This is a genomic window from Aquiflexum gelatinilyticum, from assembly GCF_024813435.1.
GTDB lineage: Bacteria > Bacteroidota > Bacteroidia > Cytophagales > Cyclobacteriaceae > Cognataquiflexum > Cognataquiflexum gelatinilyticum.
Map to the genome: position 1 here is coordinate 499,003 of NZ_JANAEZ010000003.1, position 24,844 is coordinate 523,846.

Here is a 24,844-nt window from a genome sequence, read left to right on the forward strand (position 1 = left end):
AAAATGAAAAAAGAATTACAATTACAATTGTCCCCTCAGGAAGCATATGACGAGGAGGTTTTTAGGGAAACGGCGCTCAAAAGGGCGGGAATTTCCGCAGAGCAACCTAATGCTTATGCCCGTCAGGTCAAGCGCTCCATTGATGCACGGGGAAGGCAGGTCAGGGTGAATGTGACCGCTGAGGTATTTGTCAATGAAGCCCCAACGCCACTCCTGACGACTCCCAAAGCTTACCAAAATGTGAGCAATTCAGATCCAATTATCATAGTCGGGGCAGGACCGGCGGGACTTTTTGCAGCTTTGAGGGCAATTGAATTGGGTGTGAAACCTATCCTCATCGAACGGGGCAAGGATGTCAGAGCCCGGAGAAGGGATATTGCCGCCATCAACAAAGACCATATCGTCAACCCTGAATCCAATTATTGTTTTGGAGAAGGTGGTGCAGGCACCTACTCAGACGGCAAGCTTTACACCCGTTCCAAAAAGCGTGGTGACATTCGAAGGATCATGGAAATATTGGTTGCCCATGGTGCCACGGAAGATATCCTGGTCGATGCACATCCCCATATCGGAACCAATAAATTACCCATTTTGGTGGCCGAACTGCGAAAGAGCATCCTTGACGCAGGAGGGGAGATTCTGTTCGAAACAAAAGTGACTGACCTGATTTTGGACAGTAATGAAATCAAGGGAATTACCACCCATACCGGAGAAAGGATTTTAGGAAAAGGAGTAATTCTTGCCACCGGACATTCTGCTAGGGATATTTTTCATTTGCTCCATTCCAAAAAGATTTTGATCGAGGCCAAGCCTTTTGCATTGGGCGTAAGGGTCGAGCACAGCCAAAACCTGATCGACCGCATCCAATACCATTGTGAAGTTGACCGGGGACCATACCTTCCCGCTTCTTCCTATGCTTTGGTCAATCAGACCATGTTCAAGGGAAAGCAACGCGGCGTTTTCTCTTTTTGCATGTGTCCGGGTGGATTTATCGTGCCTGCAGCCACTTCTCCGGGCGAGATTGTTGTCAACGGCATGAGTCCGAGTAGGAGGGACAGCAAGTTTGCAAATTCAGGAATAGTCGTGGCCGTCGAATTGGAGGATTTGCCCCAATATCAAAAATATGGACCACTTGCTGCGATGATGTTTCAAGCCGAAGTGGAGCAAAAGGCATGGAAAGCAGGCGGTCAAACCCAAACTGCTCCAGCCCAACGATTGGTTGATTTTACGGAGAAAAAGATCAGTAAAAGTTTGTTGGACACTTCCTATCAGCCGGGTTTGGAATCAGCCGACATGTATGAAGTTTTACCGGATTTTATTTCAGAAAGGTTGAGAAAGGGATTTATTGATTTTGGTAAAAAAATGAAAGGTTACCTGACCAACGACGCACAGATTATTGGGGTGGAAAGCCGGACTTCCTCACCTGTACGTATTCCTAGGGACAAAGAGAGTTTTGAGCATCCGATCATCAAAGGATTGTTTCCCTGTGGGGAGGGCGCAGGTTATGCCGGAGGAATCGTATCCGCGGCTATGGATGGAGAGCGATGCGCTGAAAAATTGGTGGAAATGTATGTTTTGAAATAGTCCACAGACCACAGTCCATAGTCCATAGTTTTCAAGACCAAAACATCAGACCTCAGTGGTCAGCCGAGTGCCAACTGACCACTGAATACTGTTACTGAAAACTGCCCACTGAATACTGAGATTGATTACTGATCACCCCAACCAGCTTGACCAAGGGATTCTTGACAGAATCAAAACCAATCCGATCGCATACATCATGTAAATGGAACGGAAGCGCGCACGGCTTTCAGTCATTTTTTTGGCACGGATATATCCAACGGAGATGATGATAATCGCCAGGATATTGATGACCGGATGTTCCAAGGCAGTCAGTCTTGCGACTTTATCGGCCATGGCATTACCACTTGTCAACAATGAAAATCCAAGAGGACTCACAAAGTAGAGGATCAAGCCAACTAATAATTGGATATGGGCCAAGATGAAGCCGATCATGGCAAATTTTCTGTCCTTTTCGGTAAATTCCCTGCCGCCCAATGAGCCGATTAATGCGTAAATCATCACGATGACCAAAGCAGCCAAGGCCAGGTAAGCCAGACCGGAATGTAGATGTTGTAATCCTGTATACATATTTCGTTTATAATTTTGGTTTAAAATTAAGCCTAATTCCTATAATCCGGCAAATGCAGGGAATAAATAAGGATACTTTCTAAAATATTTGCAAGATTCAAAAGACTTCTCCTATGGTCGAAGTGACAAGGACAGGATTTTTATATGTTTGATGTTAACCCAATCGGCATATCTTTTTATACCATAACTTCCGTATTCCGTCTTCTGTTTTTTTTAATTCTTCATTATTAATTCAGCATTCAGAATTCTCATCCATCCCATACTCGGCCGATCTCATATCTCAAATCTAATTTCCCTCTCAATCCACATAAACCACCAACCCCTTCAAATACTCCGTTTCCATATGGAAAATATTGATCGGGTGGTCAGCGGGTTGGGAAAGATAATGGAGGATTTTGACATTCCTGCCTGCTTCCATGGCCGCCGCCGTGATGGTATTCGCGAAAAGCTGTTTGTCCACTACCTGCGAACAGGAAAATGTAAATAAAATTCCTCCCTTTTTGATATGCTTGAGCGCTTCGAGATTAAGCCTTTTGTAAGCCTGAACCGCATTGTGTTTGGCTTTTAGGTTTTTGGCAAAAGCCGGTGGATCGAGGACGATGATGTCAAAGTCGGTTTCGATTTCGCGGATGTACTTCACCACATCAGCGACGATGGATTGGTGTTTTCCTTCAAATCCTGCGTTTAAGGCCACATTCCTGTCTGTCAGTTCTATGGCTTTGGCAGAAATATCCACCGAATGGACTTCCGATGCACCGGCTTTAAGGGCCGAAACCGAGAACCCACCGGAATAACAAAAGGTGTTGAGGACCTTCTTCCCTTTACTGTATTTGCCAAGCAAGAACCTGTTTTCCCTTTGGTCAACAAAAAAGCCGGTTTTCTGTCCTTTTTCCCAATCGATTTCATACTGACAGCCATATTCCACCACCATATTGGTATCAGGTTGACCAAAGACCACCCTGTTTTCAACCCCCAAATCCCTTGGTAAAGTCTCCGCGCTTTTGTCATAGACACATTGCAGTTTTGATCCCAAGACAAACTGAAGTGCCTGACTGATTTCCTTCACGTGCCTATACATGCCGATATGATGGGTTTGGATGACAGCCGTTCCGTTGTAAAAATCAATGATTAACCCTGGCAGCCCATCACTTTCACCATGAACCAAGCGGTATACATTCGTTTCCGGATTGTCTGTCAGCCCGATCGCTTCACGCAGACGATAGGATTGGGCAAGTCTCTTTTTCCAAAACTCCAGGTCGATTATTTCCTCCTCGAAACTCACCATCCTGACCATGATCGAGCCGTATTGGAAATGGCCTACACCGAGAAGTTGGTCCTTGTGGCTAAGAACCTGTACCAATTCTCCGTTTTTTAGTGCTTCATCTTTGGTAGCAATCGCACCTGAAAAAATCCAATGGTGTTTCCTGAGACTTGAAATCTCTTTTCCTTTAAGGAGTTTGATGATGGGATAGGGGAGCATGGTATTTGTTTTTAGGGAAAATCAAAGTTCCCACAATCATGGCGACAGCGCTGACGCACAGTGCCGGGATGTGGGTATAAATCGGCAATTCAAACATTTCCAACACAAGGTAAGCAATCATCCCAAAGACAATAGACATCAAAGCGCCAATTTCGGAGGCTTTTTTCCAATATAATCCTGCCGTGAGTGGTACAAACAAGGAGACCAACAACAGGATCGATGCTCCTGCCACAAGCTCATAAATATTGGTTTTCCATTGTGCCATGACAGTTGCTATCAAGGCGACGGCCACAATATTTCCCCGCAGGATCCAAAGAAAATATTTCTCTTTTAACCTTGATCCAAAATAGGGTTTGATGATGTTTTCTGATAAGATGGCGGAAGGAGCCAACAATCCCGAACTCGTAGTGCTCATAATTGCTGAAATCAAAGCTCCAAAAAACAGGATTTGAACATGCATCCCACTGTGCCTTAGGACCATTTCAGGGAGAAGAAGCTGTTTGTTTTCGAGGTAGATTTCAGGATAAAGGAATTTGGCACCAAGCGCAATAAACAGAGGCAAAAGACCAATCGTTACGTAAAAACCGCCTGCCAAGTAGGTGGATTGGACGGCGACTTTCTCAGATTTGGAAGACATAACCCTTTGGTAAATGTCCTGACTCGGAATGCTTCCCAAACCCAAAACCATCCATGCGCCTAGGTAATTGAGCCATGAAATCGGGTCTGGATTCGGTAAAAACTGGAAACTTCCCTCAGGCGCTGATTCTAAAATCGGCATCACTCCTCCGGCTTTTTGGGCTACCAAAACAGCTACCCAAACCAAGCCCACCACGATCAGCGTCGTCTGAATGAAATCAGTAATAGAAATGGCCCACATCCCACCAAGAAAAGTGTAAAAAACCACCACAACCGCACTGATCATAATGCCATGGGGAATACTTAAATCTGTGACTGTGCTGAAAATCAAAGCCATGGCTACCAATTGTGCAGCCACGTACCCGAAGTAAACCGGAACCATAAAGACCGAGGCGAAAAACTCGACCCTTTTACCAAAGATTTTTTTATAAACATCACCCAAAGTCAGGACATTCATCCTGTACATCGGTCTCAAAAAGAAAGCGCCGAACAAAACCAAGCAAAGTGCTCCGCCAAAAGGATCTTCCATCACACCTTGCAGTCCGTGTTCGAGATATTCTGAAGATGCCCCAAAAATCGTCTCTGATCCAAACCATGTCGCAAACAATGCTGAAGCTGACAAAAAAAGCGGTAACTGCCTCCCTGCCAATACAAAGTCATTCGAGTTTTTGACCAGCTTCGATGACCAAGCACCTATCGCTACAGTGACTAAGAGGTAGATGATGATGGCAGTTATAAGCAACTTTGGCTATAAATTAAATGTGATCTACTAAAATGGGATATTAATGGATACTGATTGATATGGGATATTAGGCTTGGGAAGATCAAAATATCAATTTATATCCAATATCCATCTAATATCTTTTTCTAGGAGCATTCTTGTCATTCGAGTTAATATAATTCAGCATTTTCAGAAAGTAAAATTGAGTTTGTGATGCGTCATCCTGAAGGAGGTACGACTGAAGGATCTCATTTAATTTTTGGGAGACCCTTCGCTTCACTCAGGGTGACGGCACCGACAATTACATCACTGGTCGTATCCAAATCTCACATCTCACATCTCACGTCTTGCGTCTCACATCTATTTATACATCTTCTCCTGAAGAACCTTGATCTCGGCTGATTCAAGGTAATCGTCGTAAGGCATCCTTCTGTCGATGGTTCCTTTTGGGGTAAATTCGATGATCCTGTTGGCAGTGGACTGTACAAAGGCGTGGTCATAGGAAGTCATCAACACCGTTCCGTTGTAATCTATGATGGCGTTGTTGAATGCCGTGATGGATTCCAAGTCCAAGTGGTTGGTAGGTTCGTCCATGACAAGGAGGTTTGGATTTTGGAGCATCATCCTGGAGATCATGCAGCGCACTTTTTCCCCTCCGGAAAGGACTGTACATTTCTTGAGAGATTCTTCTCCCGTAAACAACATCCTTCCCAAGAAAGTCCTTACATACGCTTCCTCCTGATTGGTCGAATATTGCTTGAGCCAATCAATCAGGTTGAGGTCTGTCTGAAAAAACTTGGAGTTATCATTCGGTAAATAGGCCTTGTTGATCGTCACACCCCATTTGAAGCTTCCTTTTTGAACAGGGATTTCTTCCATGATGGTCTGGAAAAACTTGGTAACGGCCTGCTTGGTCTTGGAGATAAACGCGATTTTGTCTCCTTTGTCAATCATTAGGTTCACATCCGTGAAATAGATTGCGTTGGCATCTCTCAATTCCAGACTTTCGGTCATAAAAATCTGATCGCCTGCTTCTCTTTCTGGTTTGAAGATGATGCCCGGATATTTCCTTGTTGAAGGCTGAATGTCGTCCACATTGAGTTTCTCGAGCATCTTCTTTCTGGAAGTTGCCTGTTTGGATTTGGAAACGTTGGCAGAGAAACGCAGGATGAATTCCTGCAATTCTTTTCTCTTTTCCTCTACTTTCTTGTTTTGATCCGACTTCTGCTTGGCGGCCAATTGGGAAGATTCGTACCAGAAGGTATAGTTACCGGAGTAAATCCTGATTTTGCTAAAGTCAATGTCCACGATATGGGTAGAAACCGCATCGAGGAAGTGACGGTCGTGGGAAACGACGATCACGAGGTTTTTGAAATTCACCAGGAAATCCTCCAGCCAATTGATGGTTTGGGCATCAAGGTCGTTGGTTGGTTCATCGAGGATCAGGATGTCAGGATTGCCAAAAAGCGCCTGTGCCAAAAGCACCCTTACCTTTTGGTTACCGGCAAGTTCCTTCATCTTGAGGTAATGCAGGTCTTCACTGATGCCAAGACCGGAAAGGAGGGAAGCGGCATCGGATTCGGCATTCCAACCGTCCATTTCGGCAAACTCCGATTCAAGTTCGGAAGCTTTGATCCCGTCTGCTTCGGTAAAGTCCTCCTTCATATAGATGGCGTCCTTTTCGGCCATGATGGCATAGAGTTTTTTGTGGCCCATGATGACAGCTTTCAGTACTTCTACCTCATCAAATTCAAAGTGGTTTTGCTTCAAAACGGCCATCCTTTGGCCCGGGGTGATGTGCACCGAACCGGAGGTGCTGTCCTGATCTCCGGAGAGGATTTTCAAAAAAGTGGATTTTCCGGCACCGTTGGCACCGATGACACCGTAGCAGTTGCCGGGTGTGAATTTAAGGCTTACTTCATCAAATAAGGTTCTCTTGCCGAACTTGAGGGAGAGGTTATCTACAGTAATCATTTTTGGCTAAATTATTTCGAGGTGCAAAGATAGGTATTTCCCACAAAGGGACTAAGGGAGAGGGGAGAATTGGTGGGAAATTAAAAAGTGGGGGGCTAGAAGTTCACTAGCGACTTCTGGACAATTGAATTTAATATTTCAAATTGCTTTTTGGACTTTTAAATTGTCTACATCTCTTTGATTGATTTGATGACAATTTTTTGATCTAATAACATTACTTTTCTTGGTTGGAAATTATATGATTAAAAATTTAGAAATTGTTGATACAAAAAATTGCAATCCCATTTATAAATTAAAAGTAGAATTATTCATATTCACAAGATTAAATAAATTAATTGATTAACTATTCAAAATAGTATATGGCATTTAAAGATAATCCCACATCAGATAAGTATGCAAAAAATTCTGAAGAATCAGTTAATGCATTTAAGTTTCAAGTTACTCAAAAAAGGGGGTTTATTACGCGTTCAGTATCACCTGATTTCGGTGTAGATGAAAATATTGAACTGCTTTACTACAATGGAAAGGAATATTCTGGAGCATCCAATAAGCACTTTGCTGCACAATTAAAAAGTATAGATAAAGATAATCCGTACATAAATAAAGGAGGCAAAGATTATTTAAAGCTACAATTTGAAACTTCTAGATTAGGATACTTATTAAGAAATCAACCCGCATTTGGAATAATTGTAGTATATGATATGAGAAAAGAAACTCTGTACTATGAATATGCTGAGAAAATTTATAGTTACTTGAAAGATATCCATAATGGAGATTCTTGGAAGGAGAAAAAGTTGGTTACAATTTATATAGCAATTGATATTGTTTTAAATTCTGAATCAGTTAAAGAGATTCATTCAAAAATGTTTCAAAGGCATCAAAATGCTAGTCTTTGTTTTAATGCTTATGGTTCTGATTATGGAATTAATACCTATGAGGATGAAATTACGGATGGAAAATTAGATTTTAATAATCCTAAAGAAATTATAAATCAATTAAATATTAATGGATGGAAATTAATATACTCTAATGATTATAGCATCCTATTAGGTATGCTGGAAAGAATTTTACAAAAAGACATCTTAAATTCTAGCAGTCTTATAGCAATTGCAGCTACAACTTTTTGCGAAAGTGGTCAGTTTATAGAATCAAAATTCTACTTACAAAAATATTTCCAAAAATTTGATAATAAAGATGAATTTTACGATTCTGTGCAATTCATAAAATATAAAGTTGAATTTGCGTTAGGAAACTTAGATTATAATGGATATCATGAATTATTAGATAAAATTTCAAAAAAGATAAAAGGAGATTATAATCAAATCATTGTTAAAATTAACCTTTTGTATATCAAGTTGATAAATGACACAACTAATAGAAAATGCAATGAAGAAACAATTATTGATATAATGTCAATTGTAGAAAATATTAAAAGCTCGGCTTTAGCAGAGAAAGCCAAATTCTATCTTTCCGCTTATAATGCTATAAACATTCAAGTGTACTACATAAATTATATTACTAGTTTAGTCGGAAATTTTAAATTAAGAAATGATATTAATAAACCTATTTTTAACCTTGAAGTAGCTCAATTCATTCAAAAAAAAGATTTAATTGAAAAATTAATCGAAAGCACATTAGCAAAAACTTACATCTATGCAGATAAGAATGAAGATAATTTCTTAAAAGCAAAGTGTTTACAGGATACTTCAAATTTTTTCTTTATAAAAAATCTTAACGCATTGCTGATGAATGAAGAGTTTCTTTTGCCTTTAGAATCTAATGAAGAATTATATGAAACAAAGATTAATCAAGCTTTTTCTGCATCAAGCTTATATGAAGGAATAGCAAGGTATAAGGATGCTTATAGTTCAATTTGTATTGCGTATGAGTTAACAGCATTTTATTTTCACACTTATGGAGTGGTAATTTTAAATGAACTTTTTGTAATTAATTCAATAATCAAAGAGTTTGCCACTAAGTATGGATTTGAGCCGTATGAATCACAAGTTGATGATTATTATCTTAATAAAAGTAAAGGAGTGATTTTAACTGAAGAATTAATAGAGCAATATGCTGATTTAATTGTAGAACAGCTGAAATTGCCTCAAGACAGGAAAATTAATATAATATCAGATTTGAGAACCATAGAAGTTTTTAGACTTACAGATCAAAGCAAAGACTTTAATTTGCTTCAAGATTTAAGGCACACAAAATCTTTTGACTCATACTTTAAAAACTTTTGTACCTATATTATTCAATGTAAAAAATGCGGTGCTAATTCAGAATCTAGTAAAGAAATAAATACAATTCTTTCCTTTGTTAGTTCACACTCCTGCCTAAACGAAAAATAAAAACTTGCAATTAATAAATGTAAACCTTGCATTTTTGACATAAGGGATTTCTGGACACCTTTTGATTTCCTAAATCATTCTTTTGATTAAGTTATGTTCCTGTGAAGCTTGGTTTATCGTCTGTCAGATCAAAAGAATCTGTAACCTCCCCCAACCAAATCAATCCCATAAAATATCCGATAATCGGTGAAATTCCATAACCCATTACAATCACGGGGAAGTTTCCAAAAAGGGTAGCCAACAAAATCAGGGAGAAATACAAGCCTAAACTGTAGGCCATTGTCCTGTTTTCTTTGCTAGCCAATACAAAAAACGGAAGGGGTAACAACACTAAAGAAAGCACTGAACAAATGCCATAAAACCCGCTGATTTTCCAGGCTAGTGATAGGATATCTTCCACGTAACTGACAGCAGGCAAACTGTCCAAATTGTACCAAGCATAAACCGAAGCACCAATAGCGGCAATCAAAATCAAGCCTTTGGTGATGTTGGAGCTATTTTTCCTGATTAGTAACATAACTGCAGCTGCTGAAAAAGCGGTTACCAATGAAGCATCGGGTTGAAAAAGGAAAATGATAACTGTAAGTAAGGAGACCAAAAGGGCCATGATTTTATTTTCCATTTTATGAATCTGGATCAAAATCAATGGACTTACGATCAAACCAATATTGACCTTAAAGCTCCCAATACTGACCCATCTGTGGACATCCTGGTAGCCATCATCCCAAAAAGTCAGCAGCAATAATAGTATCGATATCAACATGATGGGGTAGGGGTTCACCTTTTTGAAAACCGGTCTAAACCTGAAAAATACCAATTGCAAAGCAATTCCCATCAATCCGAATCCAAGGTTCATCATCCAAAGAGTTCTCGGAACCTCAGAAAAAGCCATGGTGTAGGTTCCAAGCAAGAGTGACGGAAGGATTGCAAGAAATAAGAATGGGGTGAACCTAGGTTTTTGGGCTGTTTGATCCATCATGCAATCCTGATAGGGCAAGAATTTTAATTCTGAATTTAGAGAATATTTTTATGTTTATTTCAGCCAAAGTGGCGTCCCGTCTTCCCATTTATTATGGGTCAATCTGATTCTTTGTTTGGTGATAATATTGTAGGCTACGATTTCGCCATACATCTGGGGCGAAAAAATAATGGGTTGGATAAGTGCCTGTTCATCGTTGATTCCAAAACCTTCTGTTGTGTAAATCACCCATTCGCCATCAGGAGAAAAATGGGCGTGTGCATTTTGTCCTTCTCCTCTTGAAATTTTTTCCGGTTTGGTCCAGCTATTGTCTGCCTGTAACTCCATCATAAAAATGTCCATTGTCTTGTATTCATTTTCCTTTCTCAGGCGGTCCGAAGCAAATACAATTTTATCCCCTTGCTTGGAAATAGCAGGAAAATTATCCCGGTGCACATCGTTGGTAAGGTTTGTCAGTTCGCCATTTGTTTTAAGGTAAATATCAAAATTTCCGGTTCTACCACTTCGAAAAACCAATTTACCATCATCACTCAAGTCTGCAAAGCCATCATTATAGGGGGAATCCGACAGTTTGGCCACATTTTTTGTCTGAAAATCATAACTCCAGATATCCCCTTGAGTATGTGGTCTTCCCCTGAAACTTCCTGTCGTAAACAGCAATGCTTTGCCATCGTGGGTTACCTTACTGTCGATAACACCAAAATTGGCAGGGTTGGTATTCGCCTCTTTGTCAAAAACAAAAAGCGGCTTTTTCTCTCCTGAAACATAATCAACCTGATAAAAATGGATTGCTGTATGGACTAAATTATTGATAAAGACCGCGCAAAGAAGGGAAAATACCGCAAGTCCAAAAAACAGGATACTGTAAAGGCCTGATACCCGATAGACCGCTTTTTGATTCGATTTTTGTAGGGTTTTTCTTTTATAAAACCACCAACCTAAAGTAACCAAGGCCAAAGTCAATATTGCCATGACCAACCGGATCACATTTATGGACATCGGGTTGATTGCATCCACAAAAAGGAAAATTCCCGCAACGGTAATTCCTGAAAGTATTACAATTAAGCAGAGCAGCAAATATTTCCAAAAGGGGATGCTTTTTCTGTTTATAATACCGCTTACAATTCCTGCCACAAACATCAGAATCACAAGTATAGGAAGCCAAAAAACACTGTATCCCATTGGTTTGAGGTTATCAAAGAACCCTTGAAAATCTGAGGCGTCATAAAAAAGTAAAGTATTTCCCACTTGGGGCGGTGCCACAAATGCCCTTCGGACTCCGAAAATTTGGATTGGCTTGTCTGCAATTGTTATTGTGTCTGGCCCTTTTGTCAATACATCACCTTCAAATCCGAAAATTCCTTTTGTATCTTGATTCTTAGGGTATTTGCCTCCGTGAAAAACCATCAATCCGTCTGAATGTACATCTATATTGAACATCAAATCCGGTGAGCCAGAAAATAGGGGAGTGACTTCTTTGGCCCCCAATTCTGCCTGCATGATTTTAAAATCACTTTCGCCTTTCCAAGTGGTAAAAACCACTTTACCATTTTTCAGAAGTTTGGGAGAAACTGCCGGTCCGTCAAATTCGATTACCTGATGTTGGTCAGATCCGTCCGAGTTCATTTCAAAAATTGTCGGATCCCCGTTCCTTGCGCTGTAGAAGATAATTTTTGAGCCATCGCCTGTCCAAACCGGACTTCCGTCCCACGAATCTGAATCCGTCAACCTCTTCAATTGCTCTCCCATGATATTCATCGAATAAATATCCCCGATGCGTTGACGTGCAAATGGGAATTGGGGATGGGGTACGATTTTGTGGCCACGGTCACTGCTGAAGGCAATGTGTTTTCCATCAGGAGAGAAAGCAGGCCTGAAATCACCACCTGGATTTTTGGTCAAATTCTTTGCATTGGAAATATCCTGAAGGGAGTCCGGTAAAAACGGGATGATATATATTTCAGAATTTCCTTCGTGCGAAGCGACAAAAGCCATTTGTGTCCCATCTGGTGAAAATGCTGCCTGATCCTGAAAAGAGTTGCTTTTCACCAAAAGCCGAGGAGGAATATCTCCGTCAACAGGTTTGATGTAGAGTTGCGGAATACCGGACCGCTCTGAAGTAAAGACAATCCATTTTCCGTCCGGGCTGATTACCGCATCGTAGTCAAGCGAAGGATGATCAGTAAACTTTCCAAAGCTTTTTCCTGAATCTTTGGAAAGATAAATATCCCAATCCTGTGGGCTGAAAGAGGAATAAAAGATCCTTTCTTTGGATTGGGCAAGTCCGTTGACAGAAAATAGGGTGATCAAAAATGCTACTAAAAAGATTCTTGGATTCATAGATTTTCAAATTTGATAGTAAATAGATCTAAGCGGACTCTGATCGGTTTTTGGGATGATTTTCGATTATTACTGGTATAATTTGAATTGGGCAAACAGATTAGACTATCCTTCACCAATTTTTATATTTCAGAATAAGAATGATCCAAAGGATTTGAAAGAAACTTAATTCCGAAAATTTGATGTGAACAAATTCAAATTACATGTTCAATATAAATAAAAAGTATAAAATTTTGATCTTCAATTCCACAAAAGCTATTGGTGGAGAAGGTAAAATTTACCTTAAGCAATCCTAAAATAGCCTATTTTAAAATGGTAAAAATTAAGGTAATTCATAAATGTTTATTGATTTCAAATAATTGAAGCGGAAGGATCCCTTCCTCTCAAAACTCCACCCTATAACTCAATATAGGAATCAGGGGTGTCTGATAGGCTGTTTTGATAACACCTTCCATGGGTTCAAAGTAGCTGCCAAAGACATTGGCCTTATTGGTTACATTTTGGATGTCTAGGGCGAGGGTTCTTGTGGATTTTGGTCTGTTGCGTTTCAGACTGAGCCTAAGGTCGGTCCTGAAGTAAGCAGGATTTTGTTCCTCAAAGGCATATTGCTCCAACAAAACTGTCTCTCCGCTTGAAATAGAAGCATCCAAATCAATCGGGGTATTCCACAAACCGCCTCCATATATCGTCCGTAGGTTCATGCCAAAAACCCGGTTCTTTTTCCAATTGTATTCTTTTCCTGCGGTGATGGCGAGGTTTGCTTTGCCATTGAATCTGGTATTTCTCCATTTATTTTCCTCCGTTTTATAAAGAGAGTTATACACAGAACCTGAGACCAAGAAGTACAGGCCTTTGTGCGTAAACTGCTCCAAGGTGAATTCTGCCCCGTAGTTTTTACCAAATCCGCTATTTACCAATGGATCAGTCATAAATGACCACTGTTGGTTGATGATGGAATAGGTCTGATCTTCGCCCGGTTTGACAGGAATATCAAACAAATGCTGGTAATAGGTTTCGATTTTCATGCGGAGGTATGGATTCAGAGACCGGTCATAGCCCAAAACCAGATGATGGGATTTGCTCAGACCAAGATTTTTATTGGGAAGTGAGGTGATCCCGTTTTCTTCCTGTTTGGCAAAGTACGTTCCCAAAGGCTGCACCTGACTGTGGAGACCGTAGCCCAAACTGACCCGTTGCTTTTCATCGATTTCATAGGAAGCGCTGAGCCTCGGTTCAAGAGAATTGGAATTGTTGAGCAAGAGTTGGAGGTAATGCACGCCGACATTGAAGCTGAGACGCTCGGTGGCCCTGAGATTGAGCTGGGAAAATGCCTGAATACTTTGGGTAGCCCCTTGGGCATCAATATTTGTGACCAATTGCCCCAGGCTTTCATCATAGCCTTTTTCGAAGAGGTTATATTGGAGGTGGTTGAGGAAAAAGCCGCTTCGCAGGTTACTTTTCGCTGATAGCTTGGTATTCAAAACCGAGCTGAAAGTGATTTTGGACTGGGAGAAATTCTCATAATACCTTTCTTCAGTTTGGTATTCTCCATTGAGCCGTTCAGCCTTGTCCCCAATTCCATTTCCAGATGCGAGGACCGTGGTTTGGAGGAAATTTGATTTATTGATCATGTAGGCGTGCTTGATCCCTACCGCGCCTGTGTTTGAAAAAAAAGTAGAATTCAACCTGTCAAATTCTCCCGTCCAAGTCAGGGAATCCTTTTCGGCTTCACTTTTTTGATTACTCAATCCCCCAAAACCAAATATTGAAATTGCACTTTTTTCTCCTGTCGGAAGATAAAAGTTGAAAGACAGGTCCTGAAAGTCAGTCACAAAGTCTCCCAACGGAACCCCGATTTTGGAAAGTAAGGAAAGGGTAGAGTATCGGTAATTGATCAGGTAAGATCCTTTGTAATCTTTGGCCATGGGTCCTTCAGCTGAAACATCAGTTCCCAAAAAGCCGGCCTGAATTGTGAATTCCCGTTTTTCATTGTTTCCTTTCCGGAGGTTCAGGTCAAATGCTCCTGAAAGTGCATTTCCATATTCCGCAGGAAATGCTCCTGTGATGAAATCAGAGTTGGCCAATAACTGTGCGCTGAGAATGGAAACACCGCCTCCTGAAGTTCCGGGATTGACGAAGTGGTTTGGGTTTGGAATGTCGATTCCTTCCATTCTCCACAGCAGGCCATTCGGGCTGTTGCCCCGGATGGAGATGTTGTTGTTGCCGTCGTCTGCACTCACAACTCCCGAAAAAGAAGCCGCCATCCTTGCAGGATCATTCACTGCTGCCGCAAATTTCCTTGTTTCCTCTACCGAAAATGTCCTTCCACTCACTGCAATCATGTCATTGACGGTCCTGTCTTTTTCATTGGCAAGGACTACCACTTCCTCAATCTGATTGAATTCTTCTTCCAGATTCAGATCAAGGACAACCTCTTTTCCGGAATTTACTGCCACCTGAGGCAAAATCAAATCCTGGTATCCAACGAAACTGACCCTTAGGGAATGTGTTCCAACTGGAACCTGTGTCATTTTGAAATAGCCATCAGAATCTGTCACAGTACCCATCAAAGGGTCAGTCCCCAAGATCATGACTGTTGCACCTGGCATTGGAAACTTGGTGACTTGGTCTACGACTTTTCCCCTTATGGTTTGGGTCAAAGTCTGTGCTTGCAGCGAATGGAGCCCGAATAAAAAAATCAGGGCAAGGATTTTTGTAAATGAATGCATAATGTTGGTTTAGTTAACAGGTAGTTTTCCTGATTCCGGAGATGCAGGTTAACTGGATAAATGAGTTCTGCTATTGGAGAAGCCGAAGAACGAGGATATCAAGCGAGGAAAATTTGAACCCTGCTTCCTGAGAAGCAGGTGAACTGATTCAGATTACCTTCCCCATTTTCCACCACCAACAAAGTAGCCAATCGTAAACCCGAAGTATTCATTGGTGGCTTGACCGATTACTTCTCCGTTGATGTTTTGGAGGTCGCTTTTAGGGACAAAATTATATTCAGCGCCTAACCTGAATTTCCCCAGTTCCACGCCGGCTCTAATCATTGGAGCCCAGGCAAAGTTCGCCCTCAGGTCTCCCAAGTCATCCTCATCGATATTGGTGCTTTCAATGTTGACATTGCTCATGGTGTAGTACCCAAAACCGCCACCGATATAGGGTGCCGCTTTTCCTTTTCCGTAGTTGAAATAATAATTTGCAGTACCGGAAATGGATGCATTTGCGCCTAATTCTCCGGTGTAATCATCCGGAATGTCATAATAGACAATGTCTTTGGCAAGTCCTGCTACACCCATTCTCACACCCAAGGCGAGGTTTCTTCTAACGAGAATTTGTGGTTCAAAATTTACCAATGCTCCGATTCCCCCTCCTTTTGGAGCAGCAGCTCCGAGGTCCATTTGAAATCTAAATCTGTCGGCTTCTTGGCTATATGCCGCTTGGACAATAAGTAATGCGATAATAATGGTGAATAGCTTTTTCATTTTGTTTTAAGTGTTATTGTTTTTTGAGGCAGATGGTCTACCCAAGCTCATTTGAGCCGGGCAGCTTCTGCAGTTGGTTTAGCTTCTATTTTAATGACAATTCAAAGGAATTTTACCCCTATCTGATTTTTTGATTTTTCTATTAATAAGGGATATCAGTTAAAAAAATCTAAATCCAGCTCTGAATCCCCACCACCATTGACTGGAGATGTTTTCAGGATGGGCCCTTTCATTTCGGATTTGTGTTTTGGTATAGGTAAAAAGTTCAGGATGGCCATCAAAGGAATCGTCAAATACCCTGAAATTAATCGTCGGTCCGGCAAATAAGGCCAACTTTTTCGCCACCTGATAATCCCCTCCGACATAGAGTTTGTTGATCAGATTGAGTGCTTGGACTTCTCCTTTGTTCAGTTGTTCGGAACTGACTTCTACATTCAGGAAAGTTTTTTTTCCCAATCTTGGAGAAGTTCCTACGCCATAACCAAATGCCCAAGTGACATCTTTGTTGATTTCTGGTCTTATACCTGCAAATAGGATGTTATAGAATTCTCTCTTTCCTGTTCGCAATGCAATATTGAGAGGAAGGACTTCATTGACTCCAAACTCGACCGTATGATAACCTGAGCGGACAAAGCTGATCAGACCCACCGGAACCCCGCTCATGCTATCGGCATAGTTGATCACACCAAGCTGAAAGCCATTGACTTTACCTCCATAATTAAATGTTCCTACTTGCGATCCTTTGACTTCATGGGGAGTGAAATTCGCCAAACCGGCGATCTGTGAGCCTTCGGTGTTTTTCCCTGAGAAATTGGCTAGGCCTGCAATTTGAACTCCTTTGACTGATTTGGGTGAGAAATTAGCCAATCCGGCAAGCTGTACACCTTCTACTTCACCTGTGGTAAAATTGGTCAATCCTGCCAATTGGACTCCTTTGACAGATTGTAGATTGGAGTTGATCAGACCGGCCAACTGTACCCCGTCGACTTTTCCACCTACCTGATTGAATAGGCCTGCCAACTGCACGCCGGTCATGTCGCCACGGTTGATATTGAAAAGTCCTGCCATTTCAAAAGCACGGGTTCCCGCAGAATATCCTCCGAGCAGGTTAAAGGAAACATCATTGATCATGTTTCCGGATTGGGTGCCATTCGTCCCGACGAAAGGAACAAATGCAAACTGTACAGATACGATGGTGGTATCCTCAGGATTTACGCTAAATGGCTTGAATTTTAATTTGCCGATTTTTTCACCGAAGCGGTGAAATGAAATCTTCGAATCCACCTTTTCGAGGCTATCGGTCGGGTTTTTTTCATGACCAGAAAGGGCTTTGGTTTCTACGGGAGAAAGGGAGAAGAAAGCCGCTGTTGCTAAGATTTTGCTTATGGTATTCATGTCTTTGGATTAGTTTCAATCCTATGACAAGCGAAACCAAAGACACCCCTATGCGAAATGAAAAAATTTTTTAAAAAAGACAGAAGACGGAAGAAGGGAAAAAATTTTGAAAATTCGATCGGGAAAGTACAACTAAGCAATGAATGGACGAAATATTTTTGGAAGATAAGTGATCCCGTCCTTTTTGGGCTTTTTGGAAATGATTAATGGAATTTAAACGGTTTTTACTCAACAAATGGACTTCTTGGAATTTTGTGAAGTTATTGGTTTTCTGTCAATTGAACATTTAACATAATTCCGTCGATTGCAAAATCAGGATAAGCTGAAAAGTCAATATTTAAATATTCATCATAATGCTCCTTTTCAAAAAGATGAAATTTTTCAATTGATATCCATTTGACTTTCTTTTTATAGGGCAAAAAAACACTGTCTATGCTTGATTTTAATTTGGTTTCCATTAAGAATTCCTTTTGGGTCAGGACGTCAATATTTTTTCGTCCATATTTTAATTTATAATCCCTAGATAATTGAATACAAATGTCTTGATAAAAAATTGGTGGATCAAAAACTAGACTTTCGATTCTTGTTAAGTCAAAATCCTCCTTTACAAATGGCAAAAATCTATCAAATTTCTTTAGTAAATCTTTGAACATTATAGATTTATTATTTCGAAAATCAATATTTACCTCGCCCGAGGTTTTGGATTCATTTACTCCAATTGAAATGTCTAAGGTATCTTTACCACTTATCGAATAATAACTGATTGACTTTGAGGAAAGGCTGTAATTAAATTTTGAGACATCATAAATCTGCCTTACAATAATTGTGTCTTGACTTTCAACCTGCTTTATTTTAGTACTGATTTTTGATTTTTCGGAACAAGAAAAAAAGCTAAAGACAAAGATGAAAAAATAAACCTTTCTAAGAATAAACCTTTTGTCTTCAATTTTCATTGGATTTAAATTTAGAATTAAAGAAAATAAAATAATCCGATTAATATACCCCTAATAATTTCTTTGAAGATATTGTTTCCAAATAATAGCTTTTAATGCTGGTTCTTTATAAATAATTTTCAGATTTATTTTCGCATATATTATTTAATCCAACTCAAAAAAACCTGAATCCCCCTCTTCCGCCAATCCACAATTGTGTGGCAATATTTTCAGAGGGATAGCTGCTTTCAGAAATGATTCTTGGATTGGTGTAAGTAAAAAGTGGAGGATGGTCAGCATAAGTGCTGTCGTACACCCTTAGATTCAAACTTGGTCCGGCGAAGAAATGGATTTTATTTGCCAGGCGAATTTCCAGCCCGATGTAAAGTCTGTTGACAAGGTTCAAAGCCGAGACATAGCCTTTGTTCATTTGTTGGGCACTCAGTTCGATATTCAGATGGGTTTTCTTGCCCAAAGCAGGGGAAGTGCCTATTCCATAGCCAAAAGCCCATGTCGTAGAGTCAGAACTGTCTGTCCTCAATCCCGCGAAAAGTATATTGTAAAATGACCTTGTTCCCGTCCGGAGTGCAAGATTTAAAGGCAACATTTCATCCGCACCAATCTCAACCTGATGGTATCCTTTCCTTACAAAACTGATTAACCCGAACTGCGCTCCTTGTACGCTGTCCGCATAATTGAAAAGTCCGATCTGTGTTCCTTTGACATTGCGTCCCACATTCAATAAACCTGCCATCTGCACACCATCAACATCCCTGTTGGCATAATTGGCAAGCCCGGCCAATTGAAATCCCTGAAAGTTTGATGTGCCCACATTCATCAGACCTGCCATCTGAAGGCCTTTGACATTTCCTGTGGTGAAATTCACCAATCCTGCAGCTTGAACGGAATTTACTGAGTCCAAAACAAAATTGGATAAACCCGCCATCTGGACACCTTTGACCGTACCGCTGACCTGATTCAATAGCCCTGCCATTTGTACTGACTTAACATTTCCATGGTTGAGGTTAAACAAACCCCCAAATTCAGCCTTGTTCGTTCCTCCCGAAAAACCGCCCAAAATATTGAAGGAAAAATCATTGACCACACTTCCCGCCAACTTCCTGTTGGTGCTGACAAAAGGCACTAAGGAAAGCTGAAATCCCCGGTGCAGGGTATCGCTCATGTTATCCATATTGGTGAAGGCCACAGATTTCTTTGTCCATACCCAAAAGTCCTTCATAGGTTCTGCTATGCTTTTGCCTACTTCTTCAAAGTCAATTTCCTTTGATTTGAGGAGAATCTTTTGGAAAGTGGGTTGTTTTTCGTCTATCAAAAGTGTGTCGGAGTAGGACTGACTATTGATTACCAATTTGAGATCCTCGGCGGGATTTTTCACCGAAAGCTGAAAATACCCGAATTCGTCTGTCAAGGAAGACTTCAATGTAATGGGGTCATAGACAGTCGCATCCCGCACCGGCTTTCCTGTATTTTCATCCCTAATATATCCGCTAATGACAATGTCCTTTGGCGAATCTGGTTTTGGAGTCAATATGACATAAACACCTTTTTGCTTGATATCCACTTTCCCTTCCAACACAGTTTCCAAAGCTTCCCGCAAAGGGATGTTTGAAAACTCTGCAGTCACATTTCTGTTTACATTGATTGCAGAAGAACTGTAGGAAAAGACCGTTCCTGACTCATGGGATAAGCGACGGAGGAAAGTTTCCAGGGGTTCGTTTTTGGCCGAAATGGAAACCTTTTTTTCCAAAACAGGAATCTGCTGTCCAAAAGATGTGGAGGAAATGAAAAGAAGGAAAGGCAAGAAAAGTACAAAACGGAAGTCCTTTTCTTTGGTGAAAAGAGGAAATTTAAAAGCAGCCATCCCCGGAGATTTTGATTTGGGAACCTTCATCTATGACTTCAAGACCAAGTGTCTCTCCGATTATTTCAAGAATGGTATTCAGTTCTTCATTTTCAAAATTAACTGTCAACCTACAACCGGAAATATCGCCCTCCATTACAATTTTCCTTCCGTATACTGAAGAAAGACTGGCCAAAACCTTACCGAGTTCTTCTTCCTGAAAATCAAAAGATTTGGTGACAAATGCTGCTACATTCGGATCTGCCTCCAACTTGGAAAAAGTATTCAGGTCTTTGTCATAGATTCCTTTTTCCCCGGCTGAGAGCGTAATACCTTCTACGTCATCCTTGTAAAACCGGACCATTCCTTCCTGAACTGTAACTTCCACAATGGCACTGTCCGGGAAAGCTTTGACATGAAATACTGTACCGATATCATCAACATGCAGTTCACCTGCCTGAACAGTCCAATTGACTTTTTTGGAATCCGGGATATTGATCAAAGCTTCACCGGACAAATGAATGGTTCCGGTTTTTTTTCTTTCGTTGTAATCGACCCTGACATCCGAGTTCTTGTTCAAAGATATTTCAGTCAGATCAGGCATCTTTTGGGTTACTACAGTCAAATCGGCTGTGAATTCGAATTCTTGGCTTTGAGAAGACTGGATGATGGAATAAAAAATGAAAGTCAAACCAAAGACCAGAATCAGTCCAGCTGCAATTCCCCATGTCGGAAAAATGAACCATGGTTTCTTATCTTTCCCATGAATCTGATTTTGAACCTTTTCCCAAGCAGCATCTGCATCAAATTCCTCCTTGCCCGGCAACTGGGCTTTTTCATAAATCAGCTTGGCATCATCCAGGTATTTTTGGTTTTCAGCCGAAAGCGCACACCATTCCCCAAGCTCCAGGATTTCAGTCTCGGAAGCTTCACCGACAATGAATTTGCCGATCAGGTCTTCGATATGTTCTATATTTTCGTTCATGGTTCCAACAGCCTTCCTATCAAGATGGTGATCAATGGAATATAGTCTTTCAATTGTGCGCGCATCAGTTTCAATGCTTTGCCCATTTGATTTTCAACTGTTTTGACTGACAATTGCAACTGGGCGGCGATTTCATGGTATTTGAGTTCTTCAAACCTGCTCATTTTGAAGATCAACCTGCATTGCTCAGGTAGGGTTTCCAAGGCGTCCTGGATTTTGGTCTCCAACTCTTTTCGGATTGCCAGATGGTCAGAAGGCTGGCTTTGAGGTTCGCCTTCTGCTTGAAGGGAATCAGCGTGCAACTTTCGGACTTTCTGCCTTTTGATCTCATTGAGACAGGCATTTCGGACACTTCTGTATAAGTAAGATTTCAGAGAAGTGTCTACCTGAATGGTTTTTTTCTTTTCCCAAAAGCCAATAAAAACAGCCTGAACTGTTTCTTCAGCATCATCCGGATCCTTGAGAAAGGACAATGCAAAGCGGCAAAGGGGATTATAATGGGTTTTGAACAGCATCTCAAATGAGGCAGTATCTCCGGATTGAATGTTAGAAAAAACCTGTTGGTCTGTCGCCTGCATGAAAAATCCAATGCTTTCGTGCAAGTTAAGATATTGGGTCTTTATATAAAAAGAAACCTGAAAACCTGTTTACCCCTATACAGAATAAAAATATATTTCGCTTGATTATCTGTTTGCTTCGCTGATCCAATGGAATTGCCTCTCTGTCAGTGGAAAATGGCGCTTGAGTTTTTTTAAAACCACATAAAGCGAATCCTCTTCTTTTTTTCCTGTCAAAATTATTTTGTCCTCTTGAGGCATTTGCATTTTGAAAGTTACCATTGGCAAACTGTCCCAGCTTGACAACCTCCATTCCAATTGAGTTCCTAAACTGTCCGGCAAATAACTGAAATAGGCCCTTCCATATCTCATCCTCAGACTGGAGTCCTGAGCAGAAAGACTGCCTGAACCATTGTAATCAAAGATTATATCCCGCCATCTCAATGAATCAGCGAGACTTTCGGGAATGGTATCGCCGTTTTTTACAAACAACTCAACATGGTACATACCGGGCTGAATAGGTTCAAAGATTTTGGTGTTTTCTTCGTGGAATTGGACATAATATTGATAATAATTGTAGGTGCCTAAACCAAAACTCAAAATAATAAAGACTGATTTTAAAACAATCCGGCCAATGCGTTGCCATTTTTTGGGCCAATGCATTTCAAAAAGCGTGGAGGGTGCCACCGTTTGGTTTTGGAGAAAAAATCCCAACAGCCTGGACCTTTCTTGCCAAACCAAAAATATTGAAGCAACTAATAGGTTTAAGGAATATATTTTGACCGGAATGTCATAAGTGAGGTTGAGCATGGCGACATTGGTAAATACCCCGACTGCCAATAATGATCCCAAGAGTGCCGTCCTCCGCCATACCAAAAGCACTGCCACCAAAACTTCCGCTACACCCGAAAACATTTGATATGGCGTACTATAACCAATAAACAGCCATGAAAACCGCATCGGCAGGTAATCTCCTAGCGGTGTTGCCAATTGACTCATGTTTGGAAAATACATCTGCATGGCAAAGACTTTCAAAATCCCATAAGTAAATGCAATTCCCGCAAGACTGTAACGAAGCAATATGCAAAGCCAATAGTGGAGCTTGGGGTAGCCTGTTTTTTTATAATCCAAAATTGACCAAATCAAAGCGCCGATACATGCTATGAATAGGAAGGAATAAAGTTGCGCCCAACCATAGCTAGTATCACCGCTTCCACCCATTGGAACCAATTCTTTTCTGATATGGAGGAAATTGTCATTAAACCAATGGATAAAAATATCTAAGGGGTAATTGATTGCTTCGGTCAAATAATACATTCCCGGAATTCCACTTATTAATCCGAGTGGATTGAAATAGATCAGGTAATAAATGAAAGCGAAACGGAAGGATATTCTTCCATATAGTGACCAATTTGTGGTTGTTTCTTGCATGAGCATGAGATTAATTGCTCAAAATATTGAAAAAACAGAAGGAATGAAAATATGAAAGATTTCAGCCCAAATTATTGAATTGAAAAAAAATGACCGAATGACTAAAAAATAGTTAATCAGGGAATATTGCTCTTCAACAACCACCGAAGCTAAAATATTGTAAATTTTCTTCGTGTTTTCGTGCCTTAGTGGGATATTCCCTTTTCTCTTCCTTTGCGCCTTCGCGTCTTTGCGTGATAAAATTTTTATTTTCTCCTAAACCCAAAAACCCCAACCACCACAAAACAAACCAAAGGCAGTACGAAAGAGAAATTGACTTCCGTTACCCCCATGATCAGGATGTCATCATAGGCAGGGCCTCCAAAATCCAAGATTACTCCCTGAAGTGTCGGCATGATTGCGCCGCCCACAATGGCCATTACCAAAAAGGCCGCGCCATATTTCCCATCTTCCCCCAACCCTTCCAATGCAATTCCATAAATAGTTGGAAACATCAGCGACATGGCAAAGGAGATTCCCACCAAAGAATAAAGCCCATAAATCCCCTCAATAAACATAGCACCAAGTGTGAAAGCTCCCGCCAAAACTGAGAAATAGAACAGCAATTTGGCAGGAGGGAAGTACCTGAACAAAAATGTACAGATCCACCTTCCCACCAAAAACAGGATCAAAGCCGCGTAAGCATAATTGACAGCTGATGCATTGTCAATTCCCATGGCTTCGGCATATTGGTAGATATAGGTCCAAACCATAATCTGCGCCCCGACATAAAACATCTGTGCCAAGACCCCTTCCACGAATTGCTTTTGCTTGGAAAGCCGTTTCATGGAAGGCCAAAAGTCAAGTTTGCCATTATTGGTTTTGCTTTCAGGCATTTTGGCAAAGGCAATGACCAATCCCAAAACGATGACCACCAATCCCAACATCACATAAGGGTTTCGGATTACCATCAGGTCATTGGTACGGACGATGGCTTTGGCAGATTCATCCAAAGTATCATAGATAATGTTTCCTGCAGCATCTGTATTGTTGGATTGGAGTGCATTGAGGATAAATTCCTTGGCCACAAAAAGACCTGCCAAAGCGCCCATTGGGTTAAAAGCCTGTGCAAGGTTCAGTCTTTGGGTTGCAGTTTCCTCTGAACCCATGGACAGCACATAAGGATTGGCGGTAGTTTCCAAAAAAGCCAATCCGAACGTCAGTATATAAAGAGCAAGTAAAAAGAAGAAATAGCTTTCCCAAGCAGCCGCAGGGTAGAAAAGCAAAGCACCAAATGCGTACAATCCCATTCCGATCAAAACCCCTGTTTTGTAACTGTATTTCTTGATAAAAAGCGCCGCAGGAAGTGCCATAGTAAAGTAGCCTCCATAAAAAGCCATCTGCACCAAGGATGCTTGAACGTTGTTCAATTCCAAAACCCGTTTGAATGCTGCCACCATAGGATTGGTAATGTCGTTGGCAAATCCCCACAACGCAAACAAAGAAGTAATCAAGATAAAGGGGAGGAGGAGGGCTTTTGGGAGAAGTGTGGCTTTGGGCATTTTGTGGTTAAAGGTTAATTGG

17 protein-coding genes are annotated in these 24,844 nt (G+C 40.9%); 2 read left to right on the plus strand and 15 right to left on the minus strand.

What is annotated here, in order from left to right; all coding sequences use genetic code 11:
- Positions 1 to 3 precede the first annotated feature (3 nt).
- Positions 4 to 1,584, plus strand: a complete 1,581-nt coding sequence (locus tag NK987_RS10080; RefSeq protein ID WP_259263731.1) for an NAD(P)/FAD-dependent oxidoreductase — start codon at positions 4 to 6, stop codon at positions 1,582 to 1,584.
- 132 nt (positions 1,585 to 1,716) lie between these two features.
- Here NK987_RS10080 and NK987_RS10085 read toward each other — a convergent pair whose 3' ends face one another.
- The 4 genes from NK987_RS10085 to NK987_RS10100 form a co-directional block, all read right to left on the minus strand.
- The gene (locus NK987_RS10085; RefSeq protein ID WP_259263732.1) at positions 1,717 to 2,151 is read right to left on the minus strand and encodes a hypothetical protein; all 435 of its coding nucleotides are present in this window, start codon (positions 2,149 to 2,151) and stop codon (positions 1,717 to 1,719) included.
- A gap of 298 nt (positions 2,152 to 2,449) precedes the next feature.
- Complete coding sequence (locus NK987_RS10090; protein WP_259263733.1) at positions 2,450 to 3,631, minus strand: class I SAM-dependent rRNA methyltransferase; 1,182 nt, start codon at positions 3,629 to 3,631, stop codon at positions 2,450 to 2,452.
- On the minus strand, positions 3,600 to 5,009 hold the full coding sequence (locus NK987_RS10095) for a high affinity choline transporter 1 (RefSeq protein WP_259263734.1): 1,410 nt from the start codon (positions 5,007 to 5,009) through the stop codon (positions 3,600 to 3,602). The genes NK987_RS10090 and NK987_RS10095 overlap by 32 nt, the downstream gene beginning before the upstream one ends.
- 339 nt (positions 5,010 to 5,348) lie before the next feature.
- The gene (locus NK987_RS10100; protein ID WP_259263735.1) at positions 5,349 to 6,962 is read right to left on the minus strand and encodes an ABC-F family ATP-binding cassette domain-containing protein; all 1,614 of its coding nucleotides are present in this window, start codon (positions 6,960 to 6,962) and stop codon (positions 5,349 to 5,351) included.
- Positions 6,963 to 7,321: 359 nt separating this feature from the next.
- Here NK987_RS10100 and NK987_RS10105 point away from each other — a divergent pair, with 359 nt between their 5' ends.
- Positions 7,322 to 9,313, plus strand: a complete 1,992-nt coding sequence (locus NK987_RS10105) for a DUF4365 domain-containing protein (RefSeq protein WP_259263736.1) — start codon at positions 7,322 to 7,324, stop codon at positions 9,311 to 9,313.
- 91 nt (positions 9,314 to 9,404) lie between these two features.
- Here NK987_RS10105 and NK987_RS10110 read toward each other — a convergent pair whose 3' ends face one another.
- From NK987_RS10110 to fucP, 11 genes are all read right to left on the minus strand, one after another.
- Complete coding sequence (locus tag NK987_RS10110; protein WP_259263737.1) at positions 9,405 to 10,292, minus strand: hypothetical protein; 888 nt, start codon at positions 10,290 to 10,292, stop codon at positions 9,405 to 9,407.
- 54 nt (positions 10,293 to 10,346) lie between these two features.
- Complete coding sequence (locus tag NK987_RS10115) at positions 10,347 to 12,632, minus strand: hypothetical protein (RefSeq protein WP_259263738.1); 2,286 nt, start codon at positions 12,630 to 12,632, stop codon at positions 10,347 to 10,349.
- 383 nt (positions 12,633 to 13,015) lie between these two features.
- Positions 13,016 to 15,361, minus strand: coding sequence for a TonB-dependent receptor (locus tag NK987_RS10120; RefSeq protein ID WP_259263739.1), 2,346 nt, complete (start codon positions 15,359 to 15,361; stop codon positions 13,016 to 13,018).
- Positions 15,362 to 15,514: 153 nt separating this feature from the next.
- Positions 15,515 to 16,120, minus strand: coding sequence for a hypothetical protein (locus NK987_RS10125; protein WP_259263740.1), 606 nt, complete (start codon positions 16,118 to 16,120; stop codon positions 15,515 to 15,517).
- A 159-nt stretch (positions 16,121 to 16,279) separates the two neighbouring features.
- Positions 16,280 to 17,515, minus strand: coding sequence for a hypothetical protein (locus NK987_RS10130; RefSeq protein WP_259263741.1), 1,236 nt, complete (start codon positions 17,513 to 17,515; stop codon positions 16,280 to 16,282).
- 260 nt (positions 17,516 to 17,775) lie between these two features.
- Complete coding sequence (locus NK987_RS10135; protein ID WP_259263742.1) at positions 17,776 to 18,468, minus strand: hypothetical protein; 693 nt, start codon at positions 18,466 to 18,468, stop codon at positions 17,776 to 17,778.
- Between the two features lie 154 nt (positions 18,469 to 18,622).
- Entirely contained in the window at positions 18,623 to 20,329 is a 1,707-nt protein-coding gene (locus tag NK987_RS10140; protein WP_259263743.1) for a carboxypeptidase-like regulatory domain-containing protein, read from the minus strand.
- Positions 20,316 to 21,293: a FecR family protein gene (locus NK987_RS10145; RefSeq protein WP_259263744.1), complete on the minus strand. Its 978-nt coding sequence runs from the start codon at positions 21,291 to 21,293 to the stop codon at positions 20,316 to 20,318. The genes NK987_RS10140 and NK987_RS10145 overlap by 14 nt, the downstream gene beginning before the upstream one ends.
- Positions 21,290 to 21,895 carry an RNA polymerase sigma-70 factor gene (locus NK987_RS10150; RefSeq protein ID WP_338021200.1) on the minus strand — a complete coding sequence of 202 codons (606 nt, stop codon included), beginning with the start codon at positions 21,893 to 21,895 and terminating at the stop codon, positions 21,290 to 21,292. Before NK987_RS10150 ends, NK987_RS10145 begins: the two co-directional genes overlap by 4 nt.
- An 81-nt stretch (positions 21,896 to 21,976) precedes the next feature.
- On the minus strand, positions 21,977 to 23,281 hold the full coding sequence (locus NK987_RS10155; protein ID WP_259263745.1) for a hypothetical protein: 1,305 nt from the start codon (positions 23,279 to 23,281) through the stop codon (positions 21,977 to 21,979).
- 245 nt (positions 23,282 to 23,526) lie between these two features.
- Entirely contained in the window at positions 23,527 to 24,822 is a 1,296-nt protein-coding gene (fucP, locus tag NK987_RS10160; protein ID WP_259263746.1) for an L-fucose:H+ symporter permease, read from the minus strand.
- Positions 24,823 to 24,844 lie beyond the last annotated feature (22 nt).